The organism is Anabaena sp. 54 (assembly GCF_017355725.1).
GTDB lineage: Bacteria > Cyanobacteriota > Cyanobacteriia > Cyanobacteriales > Nostocaceae > Dolichospermum > Dolichospermum heterosporum.
Genome location: NZ_JAAVWA010000023.1, coordinates 26,597 through 49,533 on the forward strand (window position 1 = coordinate 26,597; position 22,937 = coordinate 49,533).

The window sequence follows — 22,937 nt, forward strand, 5'->3', positions numbered from 1 at the left end:
CCTGAGAGTGTCAAAAAATCTCACCCTTCTCCAACATCTTCGTGAGTCGTATTTGGTGATTTAGAAAGTGAGATTGAGTAAGTTATCTTAATTTTGTTCGTTGGGCAATTCCTCACTCGCGCGTATTGTATTCATCTCATCACCTCCCTATCGGGTAGGTGAGAGGCTTCTACCGTTTAAACTAAATCATCAGTGGCTGATCTTGTAGCAACAAAACCCAACATTGACGACAAATATCTCACCACAAATATCTAAAATAATTCACAACCATAATTAACTGTACAAATCTTGCTGCATCATCAATCTCCGCCTCAATTATTGATGATTTTGTCAATCTAGCTGTCGGTGATTTGGAGAGTTATGCTACTGGAGAAAAAATTTCCATGCCAAATTAGAAAATAAACCTTAATTACGGGTATTATATGGTTGAGGCATTCCTCATGTTGATAGTCTAAAAGTCCACTTTTTAATTTTCGGAGCTATTCAATGTCAATTTACGTTGGTAATTTGTCCTATGAGGTCTCAGAAGAAGACCTCAAGCAGGCATTTTCAGAATATGGAACTGTGAAAAAAGCTCAACTGCCTACTGACCGAGAAACCGGACGCGCCAGGGGTTTCGGCTTTGTAGAAATGAGTTCAGACGCAGAAGAAGAAGCAGCCATTAATGCACTTGATGGTTCTGAATGGATGGGACGCAGCTTGAAGGTTAACAAAGCTAAACCCAAAGAAGATCGTGGTGGTGGTGGTGGACGAGGTGGATATGGTGGTGGTGGACGGAACCGTTACTAAGTTTTAACATCCACAATCAATCATAATTTTATCAAAACAGACACATATTGTGTCTTTTTTAAGTCCTATAGCGGATTTTATCTGAGTGCTGATATTGTAGTTAAGGAACAAGTCAACTTTTTAATTTTCGGAGTCATTCAATGTCAATTTACGTTGGTAATTTATCCTATGAGGTTACAGAAAATGACCTGAGTGGGGTTTTCGCAGAATATGGAACTGTTAAGAGAGTCCAACTACCTACTGATCGGGAGACTGGTCGGAAAAGAGGTTTTGCCTTTGTAGAAATGGGAACAGAGGCAGAAGAAACAGCCGCAATTGAAGCACTTGACGGTGCTGAATGGATGGGACGGGGCTTAAAAGTTAACAAAGCTAAACCCAAGGAAGATCGTGGTGGTGGTGGTGGACGTGGTGGATATGGTGGTGGTGGACGCGATCGCTACTAAATTTTGCCATTAGAACTCTAAGCATCATATTTTGAGGACAGAGAAAATCTCTGTCTTTTTTAATGTATACAAAAGCTTAAATTCATGCTATAGCGGTATGCAATTGAATCAGATACATCCTAGTCCCCTCCTCGCTTGCGGGGAGGGGGTTGGGGGTGGGGTTCTTGTATCTCACTCAACCGAGAACCGCTATATTGTACTAAGTAGGTGAACACGATAAAACCAAACTGTGTAAAGAAATGTAAAATCGCCTAAACCCTCTTCACTCTTGCCTCTTGCCTCTTGCCTTTTGCCTTGCCATAACGACAATTTTCAACGCCAACCTACTTATCTCTCAACTTTTCAAGAGATTTGTTTTTAACAAAATCTCTTAAAGAATGATAAGTCAATCCCACCAAAATTAATACTAAAAGCAATATTCAATTGTTCCAAAGTTCCCACTAACCAGCCAACAGTATCAGTGGTGGAAGATTCATAGTGATTAAACAAAATTGCAAATTTCCTTTCTAAATATGGTTTAACTTTTCCACAAATGAGGACAATTTTTAATAATAAGCCCATTGTCGGGACTGTTCCTTGATTACTAATTAAATCTAAGAAAACAAAGTGCTGTGGTGATGATTGGTTATTAACAACTAAAAAGTTTAATAAATTACTGCAAGTTCTTACCAATAACAAATCATTAATTTTTTGCTCATTGGCTTGAGGTAAAATATCTTGTAAATATTTATATAGTTTTTGGTTGAATTGTTTTTTTCCGTATTGCTTGTCCACAGAAGATATCAAATATTCATATAAATCATCTTTAAAATTACGAAAATTTTTCGCTTGTCCGCCATATTTTATGAACTGTTGGGCAGATTCATGATATGTATTCCCATGTTCAACTTTACCAATAAAATGTTTTAATGTGGTGTATAACTCACTGTCAGTTAACAATGTAGGATTATCTATAGGGCGTAAGATTCTATCGGCCTCGGCAGTTGAGGTGTTTTTCAACATCTGAATTCGCCGCACTTTATAAGTTACATATTGTGATAAATCAATTTCAAATTTTTTTTGTACCTGTGATTGAAAATGTCTAACAGTTTCTTTTTGTTCAATAGTAGAGTTGTCGTTCATTAAACAATGTTCATACAGATAAGGATAACGACGAATTAAGGTCATCAGTGGCTGATTATCTTGCCTCTTAGTTACAGGATGAGTCTCATTTACTACTTGAGTAAATCTCTGTAAAATTAAATACTGTTCGCTGCTGACAAACTGTTTGATTAATTCCCGTAAACGAGTGATTTCGCGGCAACGTAAATTGCTAATTTTATAAGTAGGAGGTATAGCATTAAATAAACTTATCAAATCGGCAATTGCACTATGTATCAGGGGGTTCATGTGCCAGTAGTTGATGAGAATATGGCAACACCGATTCAGGAAAAACTGAAATTCTTCAGATGCGTTCTTAGATGCGGTAATTTTGTCTAAAATTGAGATAATTTCTGGTTCAGGATAATTCGCTCTTTCAATAAATAATGCCCGGAATCTGTCCAATATTTGGTTGGGAGATTCTTTTCGCACTAAGTTTACTAAGTGTTGATAGATTAACTGTTCTTCATGGTAACAGTCATGATAATGGTGAGCATAGTCTAATTTTCGGTCAATTAGTTTCGCCGAATGTTCTTGGGGAACTGTTTTGTCTGAGTTAATATCAATTCTGTTTCTCACTTTTCATTACCTACAGCCTGGAATAAGTATATTTTTTATACGTTTTATTATAAATGGTAACAGTATAAACACGGTTTTAGAATTATTTTTTAATTTGTACAGGTTAGTCTAATGCTGCTGAGAACATTTTACCACATAACACAGGACTTCACTGAGAGCTAAACATGAGGCAGATATAAATTTTTACTACCTAATCTTAAATTTTTAATCAAGAAACATCAGTGACTATGATCACCAAAAAAGAGTAATCCTAAAATTTGGTATAAATTGGAGAATTTTGTGTAAGTAGGTTGGCGTTGAAAATTGTCGTTATGGCAAGGCAAAAGGCAAGAGGCAAGAGTGAAGAGGGTTTGGGCGATTTTACTTTTCTTTACACAGATTGGTTTTATTGTGTTCACCTACTTATATGAATGTAAAAACGCAAGTTACTACCCTCTTAAGTATATTATTACTCATCCTTTGGTGGAGTGCTAATTGCTAAATAGGCAACTTTGGCAGCGGCTTGTTCAGCGGCTTTAATAGAACGCCCTTTACCTTGTCCTAGCATTTTTTCATATAGCCAAACTTCAGCAAAGAAGCGTTCATGATTGTGGTGGGGTTGACTGATTTCTAAAACTCGATATTCTGGAAGAACCTTAAATTGTGCTTGAGTCCATTCTTGTAAGGCTGCTTTATAATTGAGTCTAGCAGGGTCAAGGCGGATTTCTGTGGTTAGTTGTTGGAAATGGGAATCTAACCAAGGACGAATCAGGTTAAGGTTGTTGGTACTCAGGTACAGCGCCCCTAGAACGGCTTCAAAGGAGTCTGCTAATCGTGATTCTTGACCAACATGATCAGCGGTGGCGCTACCGGCTACTAGTAAATATAATTCTAAACCATATTCTCTTGCTAGTTGGGAAAGAATGCGATCGCTCACCAAGACCGAACGAATAGCAGCAAAATCACCGACTGAACAATCAGCATAATGTTCCCATAATACTACGGCAGCCACTAGGCGTACCACTGCATCGCCAACAAATTCTAGCTGTTCATAATTGGCAGTATCAGAAACAGTGGGATGAGTGAGTGCTAAATCTAACAATTCCCATTTAATAGGTGCATTTAGTGACAAACCTAACTTTTGGACTAAACTTTCAAGCTGCCGTTGACGGCGGGGATAAACGCTGGACATTGAGTAAGTTGGGAAAAAAGGGATAATAACTATTAACTTAGCATTAAATTATAGGGTATAAATAAAAGTCTGTTTTTTGTGCAAAAACTTACTACATCAGCATTTTCATAACTTCAACTAGCTGCGGAATCTGGAATTAGCGGATGATACCATACAATAAAAACATAAAAGAAGAGATAAGCTGACGTTTATTCCTGTTTTATTACTTGCATTAGATAAGCATTTAGACTTTCGGGGGTTTCAGCATAGCCATTAAATGCTGTAAGTGCTTGTTCATTGGTAAGTATAGGATGTGGACTGGTATAGTCATTATTAAAAGTGAAACTTAATTTTTCTGCAATGAACAATTTACTTTTACAAGAATCTCTTAAAATTAACCTTAAAAATACTAACACAAACCATATTTCATATTTTCCTCGGAAAACCTTATAATGTTCACAATTAGTAAATTCAGTCATTTTATTATTTAAAATATCTGCTGGAATTTCTGGAGCATTTGGAAACTTTTGTTTGATTTCTTCCAAATCATAATTTGCCGAAACTGACTCTAAAGTTAAATCAATAAAATTTTCAAAATCTTTAGAAAGATTATCAGATAAATTTACACCTATTTCTCTCCCTGTAGAATTTCTAATTTCTACCAAACAAGCATACCAAGCATTAAGCAAAATTGTAGCTTGATGAAATTCTTCTTGTCTATCTTTAAAAAGAGTCATACAAACTTGAAAATCTGGATCACTAACCTCTGATAAATGACATTCATTTTTGATAATTTCTTTGAAAACATTTACTGAAACATAAAAATTTTCAATTGAATAACAAGATGTTTCAAATATTGGTGGGTTATGAGGTGGTAAAGGTTCATTAAAATCTCTATCAATGAAAAATGCTTTTTTGTACTTATCATATTCTCTATGAATAGTAATAAGTCGGTAAACTTCTAACACTTTCTCTCTACCCCCACAATGGATAGCGTGATAATTTTTAATAAAACGCTTGATTCTTGGCACATAATAAGCATTATCTTTACCTTCAAAAAAACAAAATAAACCATCTTTACCTTGTGTTGTATGCAGGATAAATTCTTGATAGGCAACCTGGGGTTTTTCTCGACTCAGTCTGAGTATTTCTGTGTATAACATTAGGCTATAATCGTTTCTGAAGGTTGAATATATTGATCTAATCCAATAGCATATTTATCCAGTTCATTATCAAAAATAAATGGAGAATGGGTTACTGCTAAAAGTAATTCACATTTTCCTGAATTGATAATATCTGGAAGTAATTGTTTTTGCCATATCATTGATAATGATAATTCTGGTTCATCAAAAAGTATAATAAATCTTTTGTCACTTTCAGAAAGGTATATTTTGGAAAATGTAGAAATAATTTGCTTTTCTCCAGAAGAAAGTTTACTCAAGTCAATTTCAGAATCAGTTTTTTCTGATTTGATAAATATTTTGATGGCACTTTCATCATAAAATACTCTTTTATTGATTAAATATTTATTACAAATGTCTTTAAATTTCTTCACCAAATCATCTAATTCTTTTTGTTTATCATATATTTCTACTAATTTTTTTAAAATATAAGTTAGTGATGGATTTCCAAATGATTGATTTTTAACACTATTTCTAATTTCATTTTTATCAGTTTCAGATAATTCTTTACCAACTCTTGCTAAAATAATTTCAATATCATTTTCATTAATTCTATTTAAAAAATTATTGTCTGTGTGAGCAAATCCTTTTACTAACTGACTGAGAATTTCCGAAGTGATTTTAGAAAATCCTTCTTTTAAGAGTTTATCAATTTTACTTTCAATTTGAGTAAAACGTTTTTTAACATCATCCATTCCAAACTGGATAAGTGTATTTTCTTGCTTCAAAATCTCATCATTGTAACCTAAATTATATAAATCTTCTTCAACCCGTCTGTATGTTGGAAAATACATAATCTCACTACCTTTAATACCGGATTCAATTTCCTCTTTACAGGTTCTAAAAAATTGGTTTGATAAATTTTCCTTATTCATTTCGGCTTGCTCAAAAACTCGAAATAGATGAGTTATAGGATATTTTCTGAACTTGGGATTATATTCAAATTCCATTTCTAATTTTCTTCTATTACCTTTGACTTGTATAAATCTAGTTCTTAACATCTCAAATTGAGAATAACCAACCTCATTAATAAATTCCTTAACTATTGGATTATCATAAATTCCTTTAGTCAATTCATTTACACTAGCTTTATCTATTTTAATAGGATTTCTGTCATTAAATTCTAAAATCAATTCATCAAAACTGAATTCATCAAGTCTAAAAAAATTTCTTGTCAAAGTATAATAAAAAAGATTTAAAACTTGAGTCTTACCAATTCCATTTTCACCAACTAGTATCTTTATATTTTCATCAAAAGGAATGTGTATATCATCTGTTCCAAAAAGACCATACACTGAAAAAGATTTTATATTACTTGTGTTCATTTTATTGTCCATATTAATAACTATAGCTATATATTATGTCATAAGTTGTCAAATAGCTCTATTCAAAATTTCATTAGCTAAAATGTTTCAGTCTCTCTCATTTTCTGTAGTAATTGAAAAAACGAACTATGGAAAATAAAATCCAAAGTCCGTTTTCAAAGAGAGTCGGTAGTAAGCCGGGTTCTGTTCTCTTGCGAGGGCAGTTATCTATCTGGGATGTTTGTTACCAAACACCTCTAGCGGCTCTTTTCAAGCGGAACTGGTAAAAGACCAACCGTAGTTCCTCCGGCCTTGCTTCCAACTGGGGTTTACCGAGCCAACGCCTCTCGACGCTGCTGGTGCGCTCTTACCGCACCTTTGCACCCTTACCAACCAATAAATTGACTGGCGGTATCTTTCTGTGGCACTATCCTCACGATCGCTCGCACTGGACGTTATCCAGCAAGTCTGGTCTTTCGGAAGCCCGGACTTTCCTCAAACCAGTCTTAATGACTAATCTGCAACTGCCTACGCCTACTCTCTTCTTTCTCTATTTTACATTTGATTGCATACTCTGTACTACTACCTGAAAATCACTTTTTCTTATTCCAGGGTAGCGCGTAAGTCCAAGGGAGTTTTTTAATAGTAAAAGGACAATTAATAATTGACACTGGAGGAACATTTATTCCTGGCGCAATACCGACTCTCATTTCGGAAATCCGCAGCACAAGTTGTAATGAAAATTCCAAATTTTTTTTGCCATCTATAAAGTCTTTGTATAACTTCTTATCATTCTTCTTGATGGCAGCAATATTAATTAAGGGAGAAGCTGGTTGATATATTCCTGATTCTTTATCTCTTTGAAATACATCTTCTGCGGTGACATTTTCAGAAATTGTCTTTTTAGGAGCAATGATTGTCGGGACTTGGGGTATAGCTAAATCGCGGGTTAAGTCAGGAGATTTGCGAATCACTCGCCGGGACTGTTTGGTATGTTCAACCACGAAAGAACTATTATCCCAATCAACATATACGGCAATGCTATCTGATTTATTTTCAATACTCATTGATAACTCTTTGAGATCAGTTTCTACTTTATCTAAACCATAATTACCTGTTTTGAAGGAAATACCCACGGTGTCTTGGAGATTTTGTTCTTTTAATTGATCATCAACAGCACCGTTTTGGAAATCAACTTTTACTATATTGTCTATAGATTCAATCATGCGATTAAATGTCCAATAGACAGTCAGTATGTAAATCATCAAAATAATCAGATTTTGATCGCCACTTTGCATTTTTATAACCCTGATTTTCTACCATTTTCAAAATTGTAACATAGTCTAAACTATGATTTATGTGATTTATGTGATGAAGTTGTATGATGCAATTGAATGTGATTTTTACAGGTGTGACTCTAAATCATCCAAATCATAAAAATCATAAAAATCACAAGAATCATAAAAATCACAAGAATCATCCAAATCATAGGAATCATAGTTCAGACATTTTATATTTCTTATTAGTAAGTCTTTTAAAGTTCAAACTAAGTAGGTGAACACAATAAAACCAAACTGTGTAAAGAAACGTAAAATCGCCCAAACCCTCTTCACTCTTGCCTCTTGCCTCTTGCCTTTTGCCTTGCCATAACGACAATTTTCAACGCCAACCTACTTAGTTTCACCAAAATTGATTAGTAACCCAATCTCAAGATTATATGCTTCTAAGTAGTTAATTGCTTGTGCAAAATGAACGTCTTCTAATTTAGTTACTGCTTTTATTTCAACTGAAATAACACCTTCGACCAAAAAATCTACTCGTCGTGTTCCTATTTGTTCTTTTTTGTAAAAAATTGGCATTTCAAATTCTCTTGCAAAAGAAATACCCGCCAATTGCATTTCAATTACAAAAGAAGGGAACAGGGAACTCTTAACTGGGAACAGGGAGCAAATAAGAAACACTCATTTGCACAAGTTTAAAGCTCAGTCAAAAAAAGGATATTTTTAAAAGATGCGTAGCACGAAAAAAACAGTGTCATTATTTCAATCTCATGTTTTTAAACATGAGTTTTTCCTGTTCCCTGTTGCCCGTTCCCTGTTCCCTCTGAACAATGCTCTTTGATAAATTACTTCTTGAAAACCATTACCCAATGTTTTATGCACAGTCATAGAACATCCAATGATTTTGGATGTCAGTTCTGAGTATCTATGCTTTTCATTGATCATCTTTTCTTGACCCTAACTTACCCTACCTTACTTGATTATTGTCTAAACTATAATTATTTTGATTACTTTGATTCAATGATCACCATATTAAATCATCAGGCGTTGCTGAATCGAGGTATGAAATTTCCAAATTGAACCTTTAAAAATCTTACCTTTGCGTCTTTGCGCCTTTGCGTGAGACTAAAATTCATACCCTTAATCAGCAACGCCAATCATCATTATCACCAACATCACTACAAATCATAGTTTAGACAGATGCAGGGAAAGAAAAGCAGTTCATAAATTAACTTGCGTGTTCCCAGTCGCTGAGTGATTCAGACTGTTGATTTTTCGCTTTAGTTTTGCGGACTGGTACTTTAGGAGTCCCAATATCAACAGGAGAAAAAGACTGTTTCTTTTTAGTAGACTTGCGTTCTTGTGTATTTTTCATGACTATTTTCACTTTCTGAAAACTTTTAACCACATTTACATAATCAACTTTAATTGATCAAATCCCGGATAAAAGATTGAGGTGATTATGTAAAATTCATCAATCCATAACATCCTATAATTTAGTAGGATCTGCTACAGAAAAACCTTGTTTTCTCGGTTGGATATTTCCTAACTTTACTTGAAAGTTTATTTGGTCACGCATCTTACCAGTTCTGGCTTCTAGCTTCCAATTACCGGGGCGTAAATGCCAAAATATCGCATTGGTTGATTGTGTAGATAAATGTTGATCATTTAGCCACCAGTCTATAGACTGATTTAATGTTCCACTAGCTTTAAATTCTAGTTTTTGCTGTCCCTCTCCAGATGGATACAGCAGAAATAAATCCCCATTACGAGGAGAGATAATGCGGAAATTATCAGGATTAAAATGCAATTGTGGCTGTTTTGCTAACCATTGATCATACACAGGTGATAAATGAAAATCCGTAGATTTTTGATATGCAATTTTATCTTTCACAGAGAAATATTCTTGAACTACGGAAGTACAGCTAGGTGTAGGTTTTAGCCCTGTGATGGCACAAATTGGTAATTTTACCATGCCCTCTGGAGATGGAAAATTAGCGGGTGTTTGACGTTCATGCAGATGTAACATGATTCTGTTCCACAAAGGTGCAGCCCCTGTGACACCGGAAACCTGACGCATGGGTTCACCGTTGAAATTACCCACCCAGGTAGCCACAGTATAATCACTACTAAAGCCAACTGTCCAGGTATCACGATAATTTGAAGATGTACCAGTTTTGACAGCGACGGGAAAGGGCAAATTTAACACTGAGTCTACACCAAAAGCTGTGGATCGGGCATAGCGATCGCTTAACATATCAATAATTAATTGCCAATAATTGGAAACTAAAGATTGAGAATTTGAATTTGGGGAACTGTTTAATGTAGTTACTAATGGTGTTATTTTCCCCATGTTAGCCATAGTTAAATAAGCCCTAGCTAGTTCCCACAAGTTCACCTCACCACTACCCAAAGTTAAACCCAAACCGTAATATTCAGCATCTTGATTTAAATGTGCAAAACCCAACTCATGTAAGCGATTTAAAAAAGTTTCTACACCCACTCTTTCTAATACCTTTACCGCAGGTACATTTAAAGAATTTGCTAAAGCAACTCTCACTCTCACCGGACCGAGAAAGCTGTTAGTATAGTCTGTGGGACTATATAATTTCGCTCCCGGAATTGCATAATGGGCAGGTACATCTGGCAAAATCGTATGAGGATTAATTACTCCTTTTTCTAAAGCTAATTCATACACAAATGGCTTTAATGTAGAACCAGGTTGTCGTAAAGCTTGTACTCCATCATTTCGTCCTAATTTCACATCATTAAAATAATCAGGCGAACCAACATAACTTAAAACCTCTCCAGAGGAGTTGTCAATTATCACTACTGCTGCATCATGGACATTATTAGCCTTTAAAGAGGAAATTACTTGTTGTACTTGTGCTTCCACAAATTGCTGTAAAGGGCGATTTATTGTCGTGCGAATAGGTGATGATTCCTGATTAGGTGTATTGTTTTGTTTGGCTAACCAAAATAGAAAATGTGGTGCAGCAATAATTCCCTGTTGACGAGGTTGAAATATTATTTTTTCTTTATATATAAGTTGCGCGTCTGCATCAGAAATATATTTTTCCTGTACCATTCTATTTAAAACATATTTCTGTCTTTGCTGTAATCTTTCTCGATGTTGATAAGGATTAAAATAAGTGGGATTATTAGGAATTGCTGCTAAAATAGAAGCTTGGGCTAAGTTTAAATCACTCGCAGGAATAGAAAAGTAAATTTGCGCCGCAGCTTCTACACCATAAATATTTCCCCCCATAGGTAAACGATTAATATAAGCAGCAAGAATTTCATCTTTTGTCATTCCCGCAGCTAATCGCCAAGATAACCAAACCTCTTTTAATTTGGCGGTAAATGTTCGAGGTGAATTATCCAACATTCTCGCTAATTGCATGGTAATTGTGGAAGCACCGGAAACAATTTTTTTATTCTCAATTGCTATTTTTATCGCTCGAAAAATTGCTTTTAAATCTAATGCCCCATGTTGATAAAAATGAGCATCTTCGGCGGCTAATATTGCTTTGATGAATTGTGGTGAAACTTGATTTAATTTGACAACTGAGGTATTTTCTTGATCACTGGTTAATATAGTTCCTAATGGTAAATTGTTACGATCTGTAAACTCTATTGCTAATTGATGCTGGGCAATATCTAGACTACGAATAGGGGCAAAATAAGGACATAATCGGATTAATAAACAGATTACAATGCAAGGGACAATAATTTTATTCAGTTTGTAGTTTCGCTTTATCTGCAATTTATATGATTTTATCTCACGCAGAGACGCTAAGACGCAGAGAGTAAGAGTTTTGAGGAAATGAGTTAGTAAATTCATAATAATGTTAAGAATTGTATGCTTTTTGGGAAATAGTTACGTTACATTAGTTATCTATATATCATTCCTGTTTTTTAATCGAACCACGGAGGCACAGAGAACACAGAGGAAGAGAGTTGTTTACATTTTATTTAATATGATGATTAGAAAAATCTTTAAGTTCCTGTTTATTGTCACTCTCGTATTTGGAATGACTGGTTGTAATTTTATGACTATTCAACCAGGTAAGGAAAAGTTACCACCTGTTGAGTCATTAATTACGCCAAAGTTACCAGATTGGATAGAACAAATTAGTCCTTTAGGAGATGCAAAACCTACCAATCAAATTCGGATTCGCTTTCAGGAAGCTTTAATTCCTGTTGAAAGTCTTGATAGTCCCCAACAGCAAAGTTTATTAACTAAATTTGCGATTTGGCCTCCTTTACCGGGACAATTTCGCTTTTTAACTCCGCGTATGGTGGGTTTTCAAGCTGATAAAGCTATACCGAAAGCAACGCGAGTTAAGGTTACTCTTAAAGCGGGTTTAGCAGATTTGAAAAATCATCGGTTAAGTCAAGATTTGGCTTGGACTTTTAATACTGAATCTATTCAAATTACTAATTTACCAGGAGTTAACCCGATTGAAAAAGCCGTAGTTGAACCAATGGGTTTACAACCAAAGTTGCAATTTACCTCTAATTTAGAATTAGATTTAGATTCTGTCCAAAAGCATTTACAGTTAATTCCTGAAGGTAAAACGCAAGGTGTGGGTTTTAAGGTGGAATTAGCGAAGGAAGAAACACCAGAAAGTTTAGATCCTTTTGAAAAATTTGACCCTTCAGTCAGAAATTGGGTTTATAATCTTATTCCTGGGCAAAATTTAGAGAAAGCTACTTCTTATCGGTTGACTTTTTCTCTTGGTATTCTTCCTGCTAATGGTAATTTACCCAGTCAAAAAGAATTTGTTAGTAAGTTAGCAACTTATTCACCTTTAGGATTTGTGGGAATTAAACCCTATGGAGAACCAGATTCTGGGGGAACTTATGGGAGATTTACTAAAGGTAGTCCTCAGTTAGAATTTAATAACATTTTATTGGCAGATTCCGTTAAGGACAATATTAAAATTAAGCCCGTACCTAAAAATATTGATACTGTATTGCAAGTTTCTGAAGAAGATAGAATTGTCAGCATTAATCCCTATTCTTTAGAACCATCTACTACTTATACAATTAATATTGAGAAAAATCTTAAAGATAAATTTGGGCAAACTTTAGGTAAACCAGTAACAATTAAATATGATACTGGTGATGTGGCTGGAAATATTTCTGTACCATCAGATTTAAATATTTTCCCCACAGATAAAGATTTGCAAATTAATATTGATACCATTAATTTACCAGAGTCAAAATATCAAGCTGCTTATCGCATTGTTAAGCCTACAGATTTGGTTTATACAAATACTGCTAATGATTTATTACCCGAACCTTCTAAATGGCAAGATTTCAAAATTAGGGGTAAACAAAATCAGTCATTAACTATCAATGTTCCTCTGAAAGAAAAATTAGGTAATCGTCAGGGAATGTTAGCTTATGGAGTGCAAGCACGAACTCATAAATATCAAGAAGACGGTAAGCAATTGTGGAAAGAACCGACAACTTATGGCATGGTACAATTAACTAATTTAGGTGTCTTTTCTCAATGGTTTCCAGAATCGGGTTTAATTCGGGTTCATCATCTTAGTGATGGTTCACCAGTTAAAGCGGTAAATATTGAAATTTATCAATCAAAATTAGCAGAAAAATCTCGTCCTCAACCTGTACCCTGTGCAACTGGAAAAACTGATGAAAAGGGAATTTTGATCATTGAGAATAATCAATTAATACAATGTTATCCCAAGTTAAAATCTAGCGGACTACAATTATTAGTAATCGCCAGTGAAAATCAAGATTGGGCATTTGCGAGAACGGAAGAATATAGTGGTGCTTATGGTTATGGAATTGATGCTGGTTGGGAAGCTGATAAACCAGAATCACGAGGAATTATCTTTTCTGATAGACAATTATATCAACCCGGAGAAAAAGCTGCTTTTACTGCTTTTGCAAATTATTTAGAAAAAGGTAAAATTCAAGAAGATGAAAATTCAATCTATCAATTAACTTTAGTTAGTCCTAATGGACAAAATACAGATTTAGGAACAAAAACAACTAACCAATTTAGTACATTTTCTTTAGAGTTACCAATTCCTCAAAATCAGCCTTTAGGCTTTTATACTATTAAAGCTAAAGGTAACAAGGGACAAGAAATTTCGGGAGAGTTTCGAGTAGCAGAATTTAAACCCCCAAATTTTAAAGTTGATTTAAAACTCAATCAAGAATTTGCAGTAATTGATGACAAAATTGATGTGCAGGTAGGAAGTAATTATTTATTTGGTTCACCAGTTGAAGGGGGAGAAGCTAAATATTTTGTCACTCGTAAACAGACTAATTTTATCCCTAAAGGTTGGGAAGAATTTAGTTTTGGCAGACAATGGTTTTGGCCAGAAGAAAGTCCAAATGTTCCTAATGATGTCTTGCAAACTAGCACTAAATTAGATACGAATGGGAAAAGTAGTCAAACTGTAACTGTAGCTAAAGATTTACCATACCCCATGACTTATCGGGTAGATGTGCAAATTAGTGATATTTCTAATTTATCGGTTGCTAATTCCCAAAGTTTTACCGCTTTACCCAGTAACCGAATAATTGGTTTAAAAACGAATTTTGTCGCTGACGCTGGCAAAGATTTTCCTATAGAATTCATTGTCACTGACGCAACTGGAAAAGCTTTAGAAAATCAACGGGTACATCTGGAATTACAACAGATGAAATATAGCAGCGTCACCAAAATTGTTGAAGGTAGCAAAACTCCACAAAATCAAGTTGAATATCAGACAGTTGGGAAAACAGATATTACATCTGGGAATACTCCCCAAACAGTCAATTTAAAACCTACTGTATCAGGTTCATATCGGATTCGCGCTAATTTCAGTAATAGTAGAGATGAACTTACAGCCACAGATTTACAAATTTGGGTGACAGGAGAAAATCAAGTATTTTGGGGTGGAGAAGAAAAAGATAAATTGGAGGTTAAATTAAATAAAAAAGAGTTTAAACCTGGAGACATAGCTACAGCTTTAATTCAATCTCCCTACCCAGAAGGAGAATTATATTTTGCGGTGATTAAAGATAAACCTCTCTATCAACAAGTAGTTAAAATTAAAGGAGGTGCGCCCCAAATTCAGTTTACAATTACGCCAGAAATGTTACCTAATGCAGCAGTAGAAGCGGTATTAGTCAGACAAGGTAAACCACTTAATCAAGTAGAACCGGGAAGTTTAGAAAATTTAGCCAAAATTGGTTTTGCAGCTTTTAAAGTTAACCTAGCAGATAAATATTTAAAGGTACAAGTTAACCCAGTTGAAAAATCTTTAGAACCTGGAAAAGAAGCAAATGTAGAACTGGAATTAAAAGATCATCAAGGAAACGCTACCAAAGGACAATTTACTGTCATGGTGGTGAATGAAGCGGTATTACAATTAACTGGTTATCGTCCGCCAAATTTGGTAGATACTGTTTATGCAGAACAACCAATTTCTACCCGATTTAGTGATAATCGTCGTGATGTTAAATTAGCACCATTACCTACAGGTTTACCCAAAGGTTGGGGTTATGGTGGAGGTTTCTCCAATGGTTTAGCAAATACGCGTATTCGTGAAGATTTTCAAGCCTTAGCTTATTACAATGGTTCGGTGATTAGTGATGAAAATGGTAAAGCAAAAATTACCTTTAAATTACCGGATAATTTAACAACTTGGCGGATAATGGTTGTGGCTACAGATGGAAATTTGCGATTTGGGAATGGTGACGCAACATTTATCACCACAAAACCATTAATAACTAATGCTATTTTGCCACAATTTGCCCGGAGTGGCGATCGCATTTTGGCAGGTTTATCCGTCACCAACACCACCACAAACACTGGAAATCTGACTATTAACGGTGAACTTAGCGGTTCTCTTAACTTCGCCGAAAATAACCCCAAAACCACCTCATTACAACCAAAAGCCGAATCAGCAACCCAAGCTTATCGTTTCCCAATGGTAGCGGGTAATTTGGGCGAAGGTAAAGTCACATTTACCACTCAATTAAATAATATTGCTGATGGTTTTACTGTCCCCTTGGAAATTAAACCTTTAGAAATTACCGAACAAGTTGTGGAAACTGGTGTAAGTGAAAGACAGGTAAAAATTCCCTTGAATATTGCTAAAAATACCTTTCGTGAAGCCGGAGGTTTAGATATTCAATTAGCCAGTACCTTAATTCCAGCAATTAAAGCCCCTGCAAAACAAGTTTTAGAAAATAATGATTTACCATTTGCAGAACCAGCCGCAAGTCAATTATTAATTGCTGCAAATCTGCAAACTCTCACCCAAAAATATAATCAAACCTTTGCCGAATTTAATCCTCAACAACAAGCAAAATTAGTAATTGCACAATTACAAAAATTGCAAATAGCAGATGGTGGTTTTGCAGCATTTCCAGGACAAGAAAAATCCGATCCTCTGGTTTCTGCTTATGCTGGAGAATCTTTAGTTATAGCTAATCAAAACTTTCCTAATTTAGTGGATAGTAAAATCATCTCTAATCTGAAAACTTATCTGCAAAAAGTTCTCGCAAATCCTGGACAATACGACTTTTGTAAACAGAAACTTTGTAAATCTCAATTACAACTAAATTCCTTAATTGCCTTAGCACAATTAGGAGATAAACGCAATAGTTTCTTGTCAGATATTTATCAACAACGTGATAATTTTGATCTAGTTACTCAAATCAAATTAGCCAGATATCTATATCAATTTCCTGAATGGCAAAATCAAGCCCAAATCATGCGGTTGGAGTTCCAAAAGAATATCTATGAAACTGGACGTACCGCAGTTGTGAATTTACCCAAAACTTGGAGTTGGATGAGTTCAAACACTGTCACCCAAGCCCAAGCTTTACGGTTATTTATTGACCAAAAAACCAACCCAGAAATTATTGATAAATTACTGCAAAGTCTGCTAAATTTACGCAGAGAAGGGACATGGGAATCTAGTTATAATAACGCCCAAGCCCTCACAGCTTTAGTTGCATATAGCCAACTCCAACCCACACCACCTAATTTTATAACTACGGTAAAATTAGCAAATCAGAAATTAGGAGAAACCAGTTTTAATGGCTATCAAAATCCTAGCTTACAAATGAATATTCCTATGAATCAATTACCTCAAGGTAAACGTGATTTATGGTTACAAAAATCTGGAAGAGGTAAATTGCATTATTTAGTCGCTTACAAATATCGTTTACAAGGAAATCAACCAGGGAGATTTAACGGTTTACGAGTAACGCGAGAAATTAGTAAAGTTAATGAAGAGAAAACTATTCAAAAAACCGGAATGTATGCTTTTGATAAACCATTAACCTTACAACCTGGACAAGTATTTGATATTGGTTTAGAAGTAATTACAGATCATCCTGTAGATCATGTAGTCATAAAAGACCCATTACCCGCAGGATTTGAAGCTGTAGATGGTAGTTTTCAAACAGCGACACCAGCATTACAAGCAAAAGCCGATAATTGGCAATTAGGATATAAAACAATCTATAAAGATCGGATTATTTCCTATGCAGATCATCTAGAACCAGGAGTTTACAGTTTACATTATTTAGTTCGTTCCGTTACCCCAGGAACATTCATTTGGCCAGGTGCGGAAGTACATCTTCAATATGCACCAGAAGAGTTTGGACGCAGTGCAGATTCTACTTTGGTATTGGAGGAAAGGAAGTGAGAATTTTATTCAAAATTCTTATAACTATTTAGATAATGTAGCAACATCAATAAGACCTTTACACGCTGGGTATTTTAATGTAGAAATTACATTTTCATGGTCTGTCTCCGTTTTTAATTGCCATTTTCCAGAAGTTTCTGCAAGAATGGTAATTTCTCCTGCACATAATTGTTGTTTTGCTAAACCTGATTTACTCATCTTTGAAATATCGCTTGCTGAGTGAACACAGGTTCGAGTAACTTCTGTACAAACAAATTGTTTCAACTGTTTAGAATTATCATTTTGTAGGTTTATCAATAAGTTAAATAATTCTGGGACAACATGACCAAATATATTGGTGCTACCCACTGATAAAACAGCTATTTCTGCATTAATAGTTTCCAATAATTGCTTCAAATCATCCCCATTCTTTGGATATGCTCCATGATGAGGAATTTTAACAACGTTAGCTGCAAGTTCATCTGGTTTACAAATATCTACACATTCTTTCAATCCTACATTTTCAATATCGGCAAGTAATAGCGTAGCAAAATCACCATAAATGACCCGCAGGATAAGAGAAATTTCGTTAAGTTTGGTGTGAGATTTTGCTAAATGCTTTTCAATAAATAATTGTCTTGGATGTAAAACGTGAATTTCTAAATTTCCCTGTGTATATGAGTTTGAATCACGTGAAGCTGGAATAAAGCGAATACGTCCCAGTCTATCCCAATCATCAAGACGATTTAAAGCCAATTCTAGTCTGTCATATTTAGGGCTTGTTCCTCTATAAGCTATTAACTTCTCAAATGAGATTTTATAAAAAGAGTGAGGAAGACAAAATGTTTCTACTTCTCCCTGTTTTAACCAAATATCAAGAAACTCTACAAGCTTCACTAGTGGTGGCAGATGATCATCATGTGCATGAGTAATATAAATTCGCTTAATATTTTTTTTGTTTTTATCTTGGAGCCATTTCTGTAACAAACGTGGTTTACCGATATCAACAACAACTGCTGAATCACTGTTATCACATATAATAATACAATCTGCATTACCTACAGGTAAAAATGAAATTTCACAAGTCATAAACGCTCCTCCATACTGTCTATCCTTAGCTTTTGTGTTAATTCCTCATTAGTTAGGTATGGATAAGGCGTATGGCGAAAACGTCTGATTGCCCAAGGATGTTGTGAAAGTTGTTCAAATGTCTCTACATCTTCACTGAGTTCAGCTTCAAAAACTGTACCATCAAGCGCCCAACCAGGCATTTCTGGGAGGATAGGAAGCCATGCTTCTTCGTTATCATCTAACAAACCGCTTAAATAAAGAAGAATTTGTGTATTATCGTGAGAAATTTCTAAAACTTGACCAATCACAGTTAATGTAGATTTTGTTATTTCTGATTTCCATAGCTTTAATTCTGGCGGTTCTCCAGTTGGTTGAATTTCTATCCAGTCAGGATTTCCGTAGGATTCTTTTACAATTTCATTTAACTTTATGCGTAATTTGTCAGGTTCAGGAATTTCCAGAAGTTGTTGATCTCGTTCAATAATTTGACTGGTAATTTTAACTATTCGCAAATCAATTTTTAAAGGCAGTGGTAATTGACAAAGTGCATTAAGTTTAAGTTCATAAGAACCACGCCCAATTCGAGATAATATGTTTCCTAATTTTGAGGACAGAATACCAAGTAACCATAATCTTTTAGATTCATAATCTAATTTTTGCCATCCGTCTGGCATTGCAGGAGAGTTTTCATAACCTTTATTATACTTTTTGGCTTCTTCGGCAGGTAGAACGCAATAAATGTCATTATCTGGACATAAACCTATGGTATCTATTTGTGCTGCTAGAGGCATTACAGAACCACTATTAACTTTACGACCCACAAGAATTTTTGGTAAATCAAATAAATGGGAATTATCAGAGACCGCTCTATGAAGAAATTCATCACCATACCTAATCCAGCGTTCCTCTTCACTAACTTTTTCTGGATTTGCCCAAAGTCTATCTGTATCCCGCCATTTCATACGCCAGTTCAGCTTACATATATTTCCTGGTGGACATTTGCTAACTGGTTTATATTCTTTACGAGGAGTTACTCCATTGAAAACAAAGAAAAGGTTTCCTAAAGGTATTGTAGGAACGTTAATATATATGGGGGGTGCTGTTACTGATTCCCAATTTTCAGAATGGGACTTTAATTGTGAAATCCATGTAGTTCCTAAAAAACCATTTTCACGCACATTAGTAAGAGTAATCTTTGCATGAGAAAGTATAGATCGTGCGCTAGTATATGATTTGTTTTGATAGTTTCCTACACTTCCCAAAATAACACAAACAGCCTGTTTAGCATTAATACCTACAGAACCTTCTGGAAATTTCCAAACTTCAAAAATTTGATTTTCAGCTAATAATTTTCTTACATCAGGTATACCATGAGTTGTATTTGTCAAAAAAGATTGAGGTAAAATAAAAGCAAATTGAGAACCTTTTTCTAACCAGCTTAATGCTTTTTCTATAAATCTTGCTGCTCGTTGAGTATTACCATCTTCTTTAAAAGGAGGATTAGCAACAATTACACGTGGCTTAATACCCATATTTTCTTTGTTTAAGTCATTATAATTTTCATGACTAAAATGCTCAGGAAAAGGAAATGGAATATCTTGACCTAATGACTCTTTTGCTAGGGTATATCGCAGTTGTGTTACTAAATGTGCGTATGGATCTAAATCATTACCGACTACATGATTCGCAAGATAAGATTTTCGTTCTTCTAAATTTTCAGGAATATCAGACATTCCTGCTAGACGTGATGTAGCAGCTAATAGCAAACTACCTGAACCAGCAGCCGGATCAAAAATTATTCGTTCTTCTGGACGTAACCTTTCTAAAGGTAATAATTCCAGCATTTTTTCAGCGATCGCAATTGGAGTATAGTGTCGCTGTAAATCAGTCCATTTGTCACCCTGAATATAGCTAGGTAATTCCTTGATAGCTCTTTCATACAGCAATCCCACATCTCGATGATCTACCAGTGCAAAACTAACTCGACTACCTAAGTTAGCTGCTAAATGCTGTAATATTCTGTCGCTAAGATAAGGTATTGACTCTTCAAGTGCTTTCTTAAAAAAACCATTAGCATGAGGTACTGTAAGATTAAGTAAAAGACGAGGATCATCGGTAGGAATCCGTGAGTCAGTCCCAAAAAAGCCTTTGTCTTCTAAAATCCTTGCTGCTAAAAATGCGATCGCTACACGAATTCCATGACCTGCTATTTCGTTACGAGAAGATATTTTACTTTTTGAATTTCTCCTTTTAGGAATACCAATTTCTGTAAGCACCTCTTGAATTGCTGTTTGAAATGCTTGATCTAATTCGGCTCTTTGTCGCACGAGAAAAGAAAAACTACGTTCTGAAACAGATTCTTCAATATCTGCTAATGTTAGCTGACCAGTACGAAATTCTGCCAGTGCTTTGGGTTTGAATAAGTGGCTATCTGGTCTAGTTAGTTCTAAATATAGAGAGTTACGGTCATCTATAATCCGTTCTTCTAACTTGCCCGATGGAGTGTAATATTGAAGTATATAAATTTCATCTGAGACTAACAACCCTGCGCGAATAGGCCAATAACGTAATTTCTGTTTCCATGCGTTTATTTCTGATTTATGAACAGATTGAACCATGAAGGACAAGTTATTAGAATTTGGACGAAGACCATAATCTGTCCATAGCGCATCTACAGGTATGGGTTGCTCATTGCTGTTCGGTGACGGGATACGCACATGACGGTGTGGTTCTATGCCCCACACCCGATGAGCGATTTCAATTACATTATCCAGTCCCCGTACAGCCATTTCAAAGTTATGTTGATTAAGTAAAGAATTATCTGGTTGTTATGTTGCTACTTTCTTTGCAAAGGAAAACAACCTTTCACTACTATAGTGGAATTGCTCAAAAAAAGCGATACCTTTTGTGTTCATGTAGCGTTTTCAGGAGAGGGAAGTTATCAGTCTAAGCTATTCAGTATTAAAGATGATAGTTGTAGTGATCAAGATTAGTAGTATAAATAATGAAAGAAGTCATAAAAAAAATAAGGGATTAGCCAAAATTTTCCTATATTTTGACTATCCCTTCAGTCTAGCTATTTTATTAGATTTTATTCTCGTTTCTTTACCTATTGAACACAAGCCTTATTGTACAATCTGATTCCGGCAATATTCTTGCGTCGGTGTCACCGAAACAACTTCCACTTCTACAGGTTTTTCTGGAGTGGGGTTAATAATAAACTCACTTGGTCCTTGATGCGGTTTTAGAGGATTTCCCCAGTCATAAGTATAACCTAAACCAGACCAAGGATAATATTCTTTTTTGGCATTGGTGTAGGAATTGGTGTATATTGCCTTAACAACAGGACTACTATCAGGAACAGGTAAAGGTAAAAGATCACAACTAGAATCGTTAATTTCTCCATCAATACATGGTCTAGTTAAATCTTCGGCTTTTACCCACATTTCTACAAAATGGGTTTTGGTGGAATATTTATTTAAAATTAATCCCAAATACTGCTGTAATCGCAAAGAAAGTTCAACATTATCAGGAATAGTGCTATCAATGGCTTGATATTTTTGACAAAATTCTTTTACTTGTGGTACTGCGGTAAACCAAGTTTGATAAGGTAGTAATTTCTTTGCACCTATTGGCCAATCTGTATTTGGGTTACTTGTGTATTTCCAAGTTGACATCAAATATTCTACTTTGCCATTATTTGATCTCGATTTTACTTGGGGATTATTTGGAGATAAAGCCCAAAGATTATTAACTACTTCATCTGCTAATGGTTTTTTGGCATCTTCAATACTATCTGCTAATGTTTTGGTGAGAACATTATAAGTTTCTGGTTGATATTGCAATAGATAGTCATAGACATTTTGGGTTACTTCTAATTGGGCTAATTCTGCTTTGAGGATTGGAGTATTGTTGTTAGTAATTCCTGCTGCGAATACTCTATTTTGCCACCCGAAAACTAAAAAGGCACAACAAAGTAAGCCTACAAATAATTTGTGCTGCCAATTTCTCATGATTAATCACCTGGTACTTGGGGTTTTGTATCAAAACAGATTCTACATGAAGATACTATCGGTTTTGTAGTAAGAATTGTTAATAAATCATTAAAAATACTGAATTATGTATTTATTATAGATATAGGACTAATATTTGATTTATGAAAAGATACGTAGGGTGCGTCAGATATTACAAATCTGTTTATTGATAGAATTTATGCAGTCTGACGCACCCTACAATACCTAATTTTTTTCAAGAATCAAATATGAGTTCTATATAGGAATAATATTTGATTTTAAAAAAGATACTTAGGTTGTGTTAGCGACGATATAACGC

The 22,937-nt window shown here is 35.0% G+C and carries 15 protein-coding genes and 1 other RNA gene; 3 read left to right on the forward strand and 13 right to left on the reverse strand.

Going from position 1 to position 22,937, the window contains the following annotated elements; all coding sequences use genetic code 11:
- Nucleotides 1-486 precede the first annotated feature (486 nt).
- Together HEQ36_RS18460 and HEQ36_RS18465 are read left to right on the forward strand one after the other, a co-directional pair.
- Nucleotides 487-789, forward strand: a complete 303-nt coding sequence (locus tag HEQ36_RS18460) for an RNA-binding protein (RefSeq protein ID WP_168635429.1) — start codon at nucleotides 487-489, stop codon at nucleotides 787-789.
- Between the two features lie 140 nt (nucleotides 790-929).
- The gene (locus tag HEQ36_RS18465; protein WP_027401821.1) at nucleotides 930-1,232 is read left to right on the forward strand and encodes an RNA-binding protein RbpA; all 303 of its coding nucleotides are present in this window, start codon (nucleotides 930-932) and stop codon (nucleotides 1,230-1,232) included.
- Nucleotides 1,233-1,589: 357 nt separating this feature from the next.
- On the opposite strand, the gene HEQ36_RS18470 is transcribed toward HEQ36_RS18465, so the two are convergent.
- The 10 genes from HEQ36_RS18470 to pbpC form a co-directional block, all read right to left on the reverse strand.
- Nucleotides 1,590-2,951: a hypothetical protein gene (locus HEQ36_RS18470; RefSeq protein WP_325064581.1), complete on the reverse strand. Its 1,362-nt coding sequence runs from the start codon at nucleotides 2,949-2,951 to the stop codon at nucleotides 1,590-1,592.
- 448 nt (nucleotides 2,952-3,399) lie between these two features.
- Complete coding sequence (gene rnc / locus HEQ36_RS18475) at nucleotides 3,400-4,122, reverse strand: ribonuclease III (RefSeq protein WP_053539882.1); 723 nt, start codon at nucleotides 4,120-4,122, stop codon at nucleotides 3,400-3,402.
- Between the two features lie 188 nt (nucleotides 4,123-4,310).
- Nucleotides 4,311-5,264 carry a DUF4435 domain-containing protein gene (locus HEQ36_RS18480; protein WP_053539881.1) on the reverse strand — a complete coding sequence of 318 codons (954 nt, stop codon included), beginning with the start codon at nucleotides 5,262-5,264 and terminating at the stop codon, nucleotides 4,311-4,313.
- A complete protein-coding gene (locus HEQ36_RS18485; protein WP_053541318.1) occupies nucleotides 5,264-6,607 on the reverse strand; it encodes an AAA family ATPase in 1,344 nt (447 codons plus the stop codon). The genes HEQ36_RS18480 and HEQ36_RS18485 overlap by 1 nt, the downstream gene beginning before the upstream one ends.
- Nucleotides 6,608-6,763: 156 nt before the next feature.
- An RNA gene (rnpB, locus tag HEQ36_RS18490) (RNase P RNA component class A) lies at nucleotides 6,764-7,128 on the reverse strand.
- A gap of 51 nt (nucleotides 7,129-7,179) precedes the next feature.
- Complete coding sequence (locus HEQ36_RS18495) at nucleotides 7,180-7,884, reverse strand: hypothetical protein (RefSeq protein WP_053539880.1); 705 nt, start codon at nucleotides 7,882-7,884, stop codon at nucleotides 7,180-7,182.
- A 372-nt stretch (nucleotides 7,885-8,256) separates the two neighbouring features.
- Complete coding sequence (locus tag HEQ36_RS18500; protein WP_233455404.1) at nucleotides 8,257-8,484, reverse strand: GxxExxY protein; 228 nt, start codon at nucleotides 8,482-8,484, stop codon at nucleotides 8,257-8,259.
- A gap of 150 nt (nucleotides 8,485-8,634) precedes the next feature.
- Complete coding sequence (locus tag HEQ36_RS18505) at nucleotides 8,635-8,811, reverse strand: GxxExxY protein (protein ID WP_081424258.1); 177 nt, start codon at nucleotides 8,809-8,811, stop codon at nucleotides 8,635-8,637.
- 283 nt (nucleotides 8,812-9,094) lie between these two features.
- On the reverse strand, nucleotides 9,095-9,241 hold the full coding sequence (locus tag HEQ36_RS18510) for a hypothetical protein (RefSeq protein ID WP_015083478.1): 147 nt from the start codon (nucleotides 9,239-9,241) through the stop codon (nucleotides 9,095-9,097).
- 114 nt (nucleotides 9,242-9,355) lie between these two features.
- Nucleotides 9,356-11,710, reverse strand: a complete 2,355-nt coding sequence (gene pbpC / locus HEQ36_RS18515) for a penicillin-binding protein 1C (protein ID WP_168635430.1) — start codon at nucleotides 11,708-11,710, stop codon at nucleotides 9,356-9,358.
- Nucleotides 11,711-11,846: 136 nt separating this feature from the next.
- Here pbpC and HEQ36_RS18520 point away from each other — a divergent pair, with 136 nt between their 5' ends.
- Nucleotides 11,847-17,555 (forward strand): alpha-2-macroglobulin, encoded by a 5,709-nt coding sequence (locus HEQ36_RS18520; RefSeq protein WP_290708249.1) that lies wholly within the window; start codon nucleotides 11,847-11,849, stop codon nucleotides 17,553-17,555.
- A 24-nt stretch (nucleotides 17,556-17,579) separates the two neighbouring features.
- Here the strand turns inward: HEQ36_RS18520 and HEQ36_RS18525 are convergent, their stop codons facing one another.
- The 3 genes from HEQ36_RS18525 to HEQ36_RS18535 all read right to left on the reverse strand — a co-directional run bounded on the left by HEQ36_RS18525 (nucleotide 17,580) and on the right by HEQ36_RS18535 (nucleotide 22,618).
- Complete coding sequence (locus HEQ36_RS18525) at nucleotides 17,580-18,623, reverse strand: ComEC/Rec2 family competence protein (RefSeq protein ID WP_168635431.1); 1,044 nt, start codon at nucleotides 18,621-18,623, stop codon at nucleotides 17,580-17,582.
- The gene (locus HEQ36_RS18530) at nucleotides 18,620-21,394 is read right to left on the reverse strand and encodes an N-6 DNA methylase (RefSeq protein ID WP_168635432.1); all 2,775 of its coding nucleotides are present in this window, start codon (nucleotides 21,392-21,394) and stop codon (nucleotides 18,620-18,622) included. The genes HEQ36_RS18525 and HEQ36_RS18530 overlap by 4 nt, the downstream gene beginning before the upstream one ends.
- A 336-nt stretch (nucleotides 21,395-21,730) precedes the next feature.
- Complete coding sequence (locus HEQ36_RS18535) at nucleotides 21,731-22,618, reverse strand: hypothetical protein (protein ID WP_168635433.1); 888 nt, start codon at nucleotides 22,616-22,618, stop codon at nucleotides 21,731-21,733.
- Nucleotides 22,619-22,937: the final 319 nt, after the last annotated feature.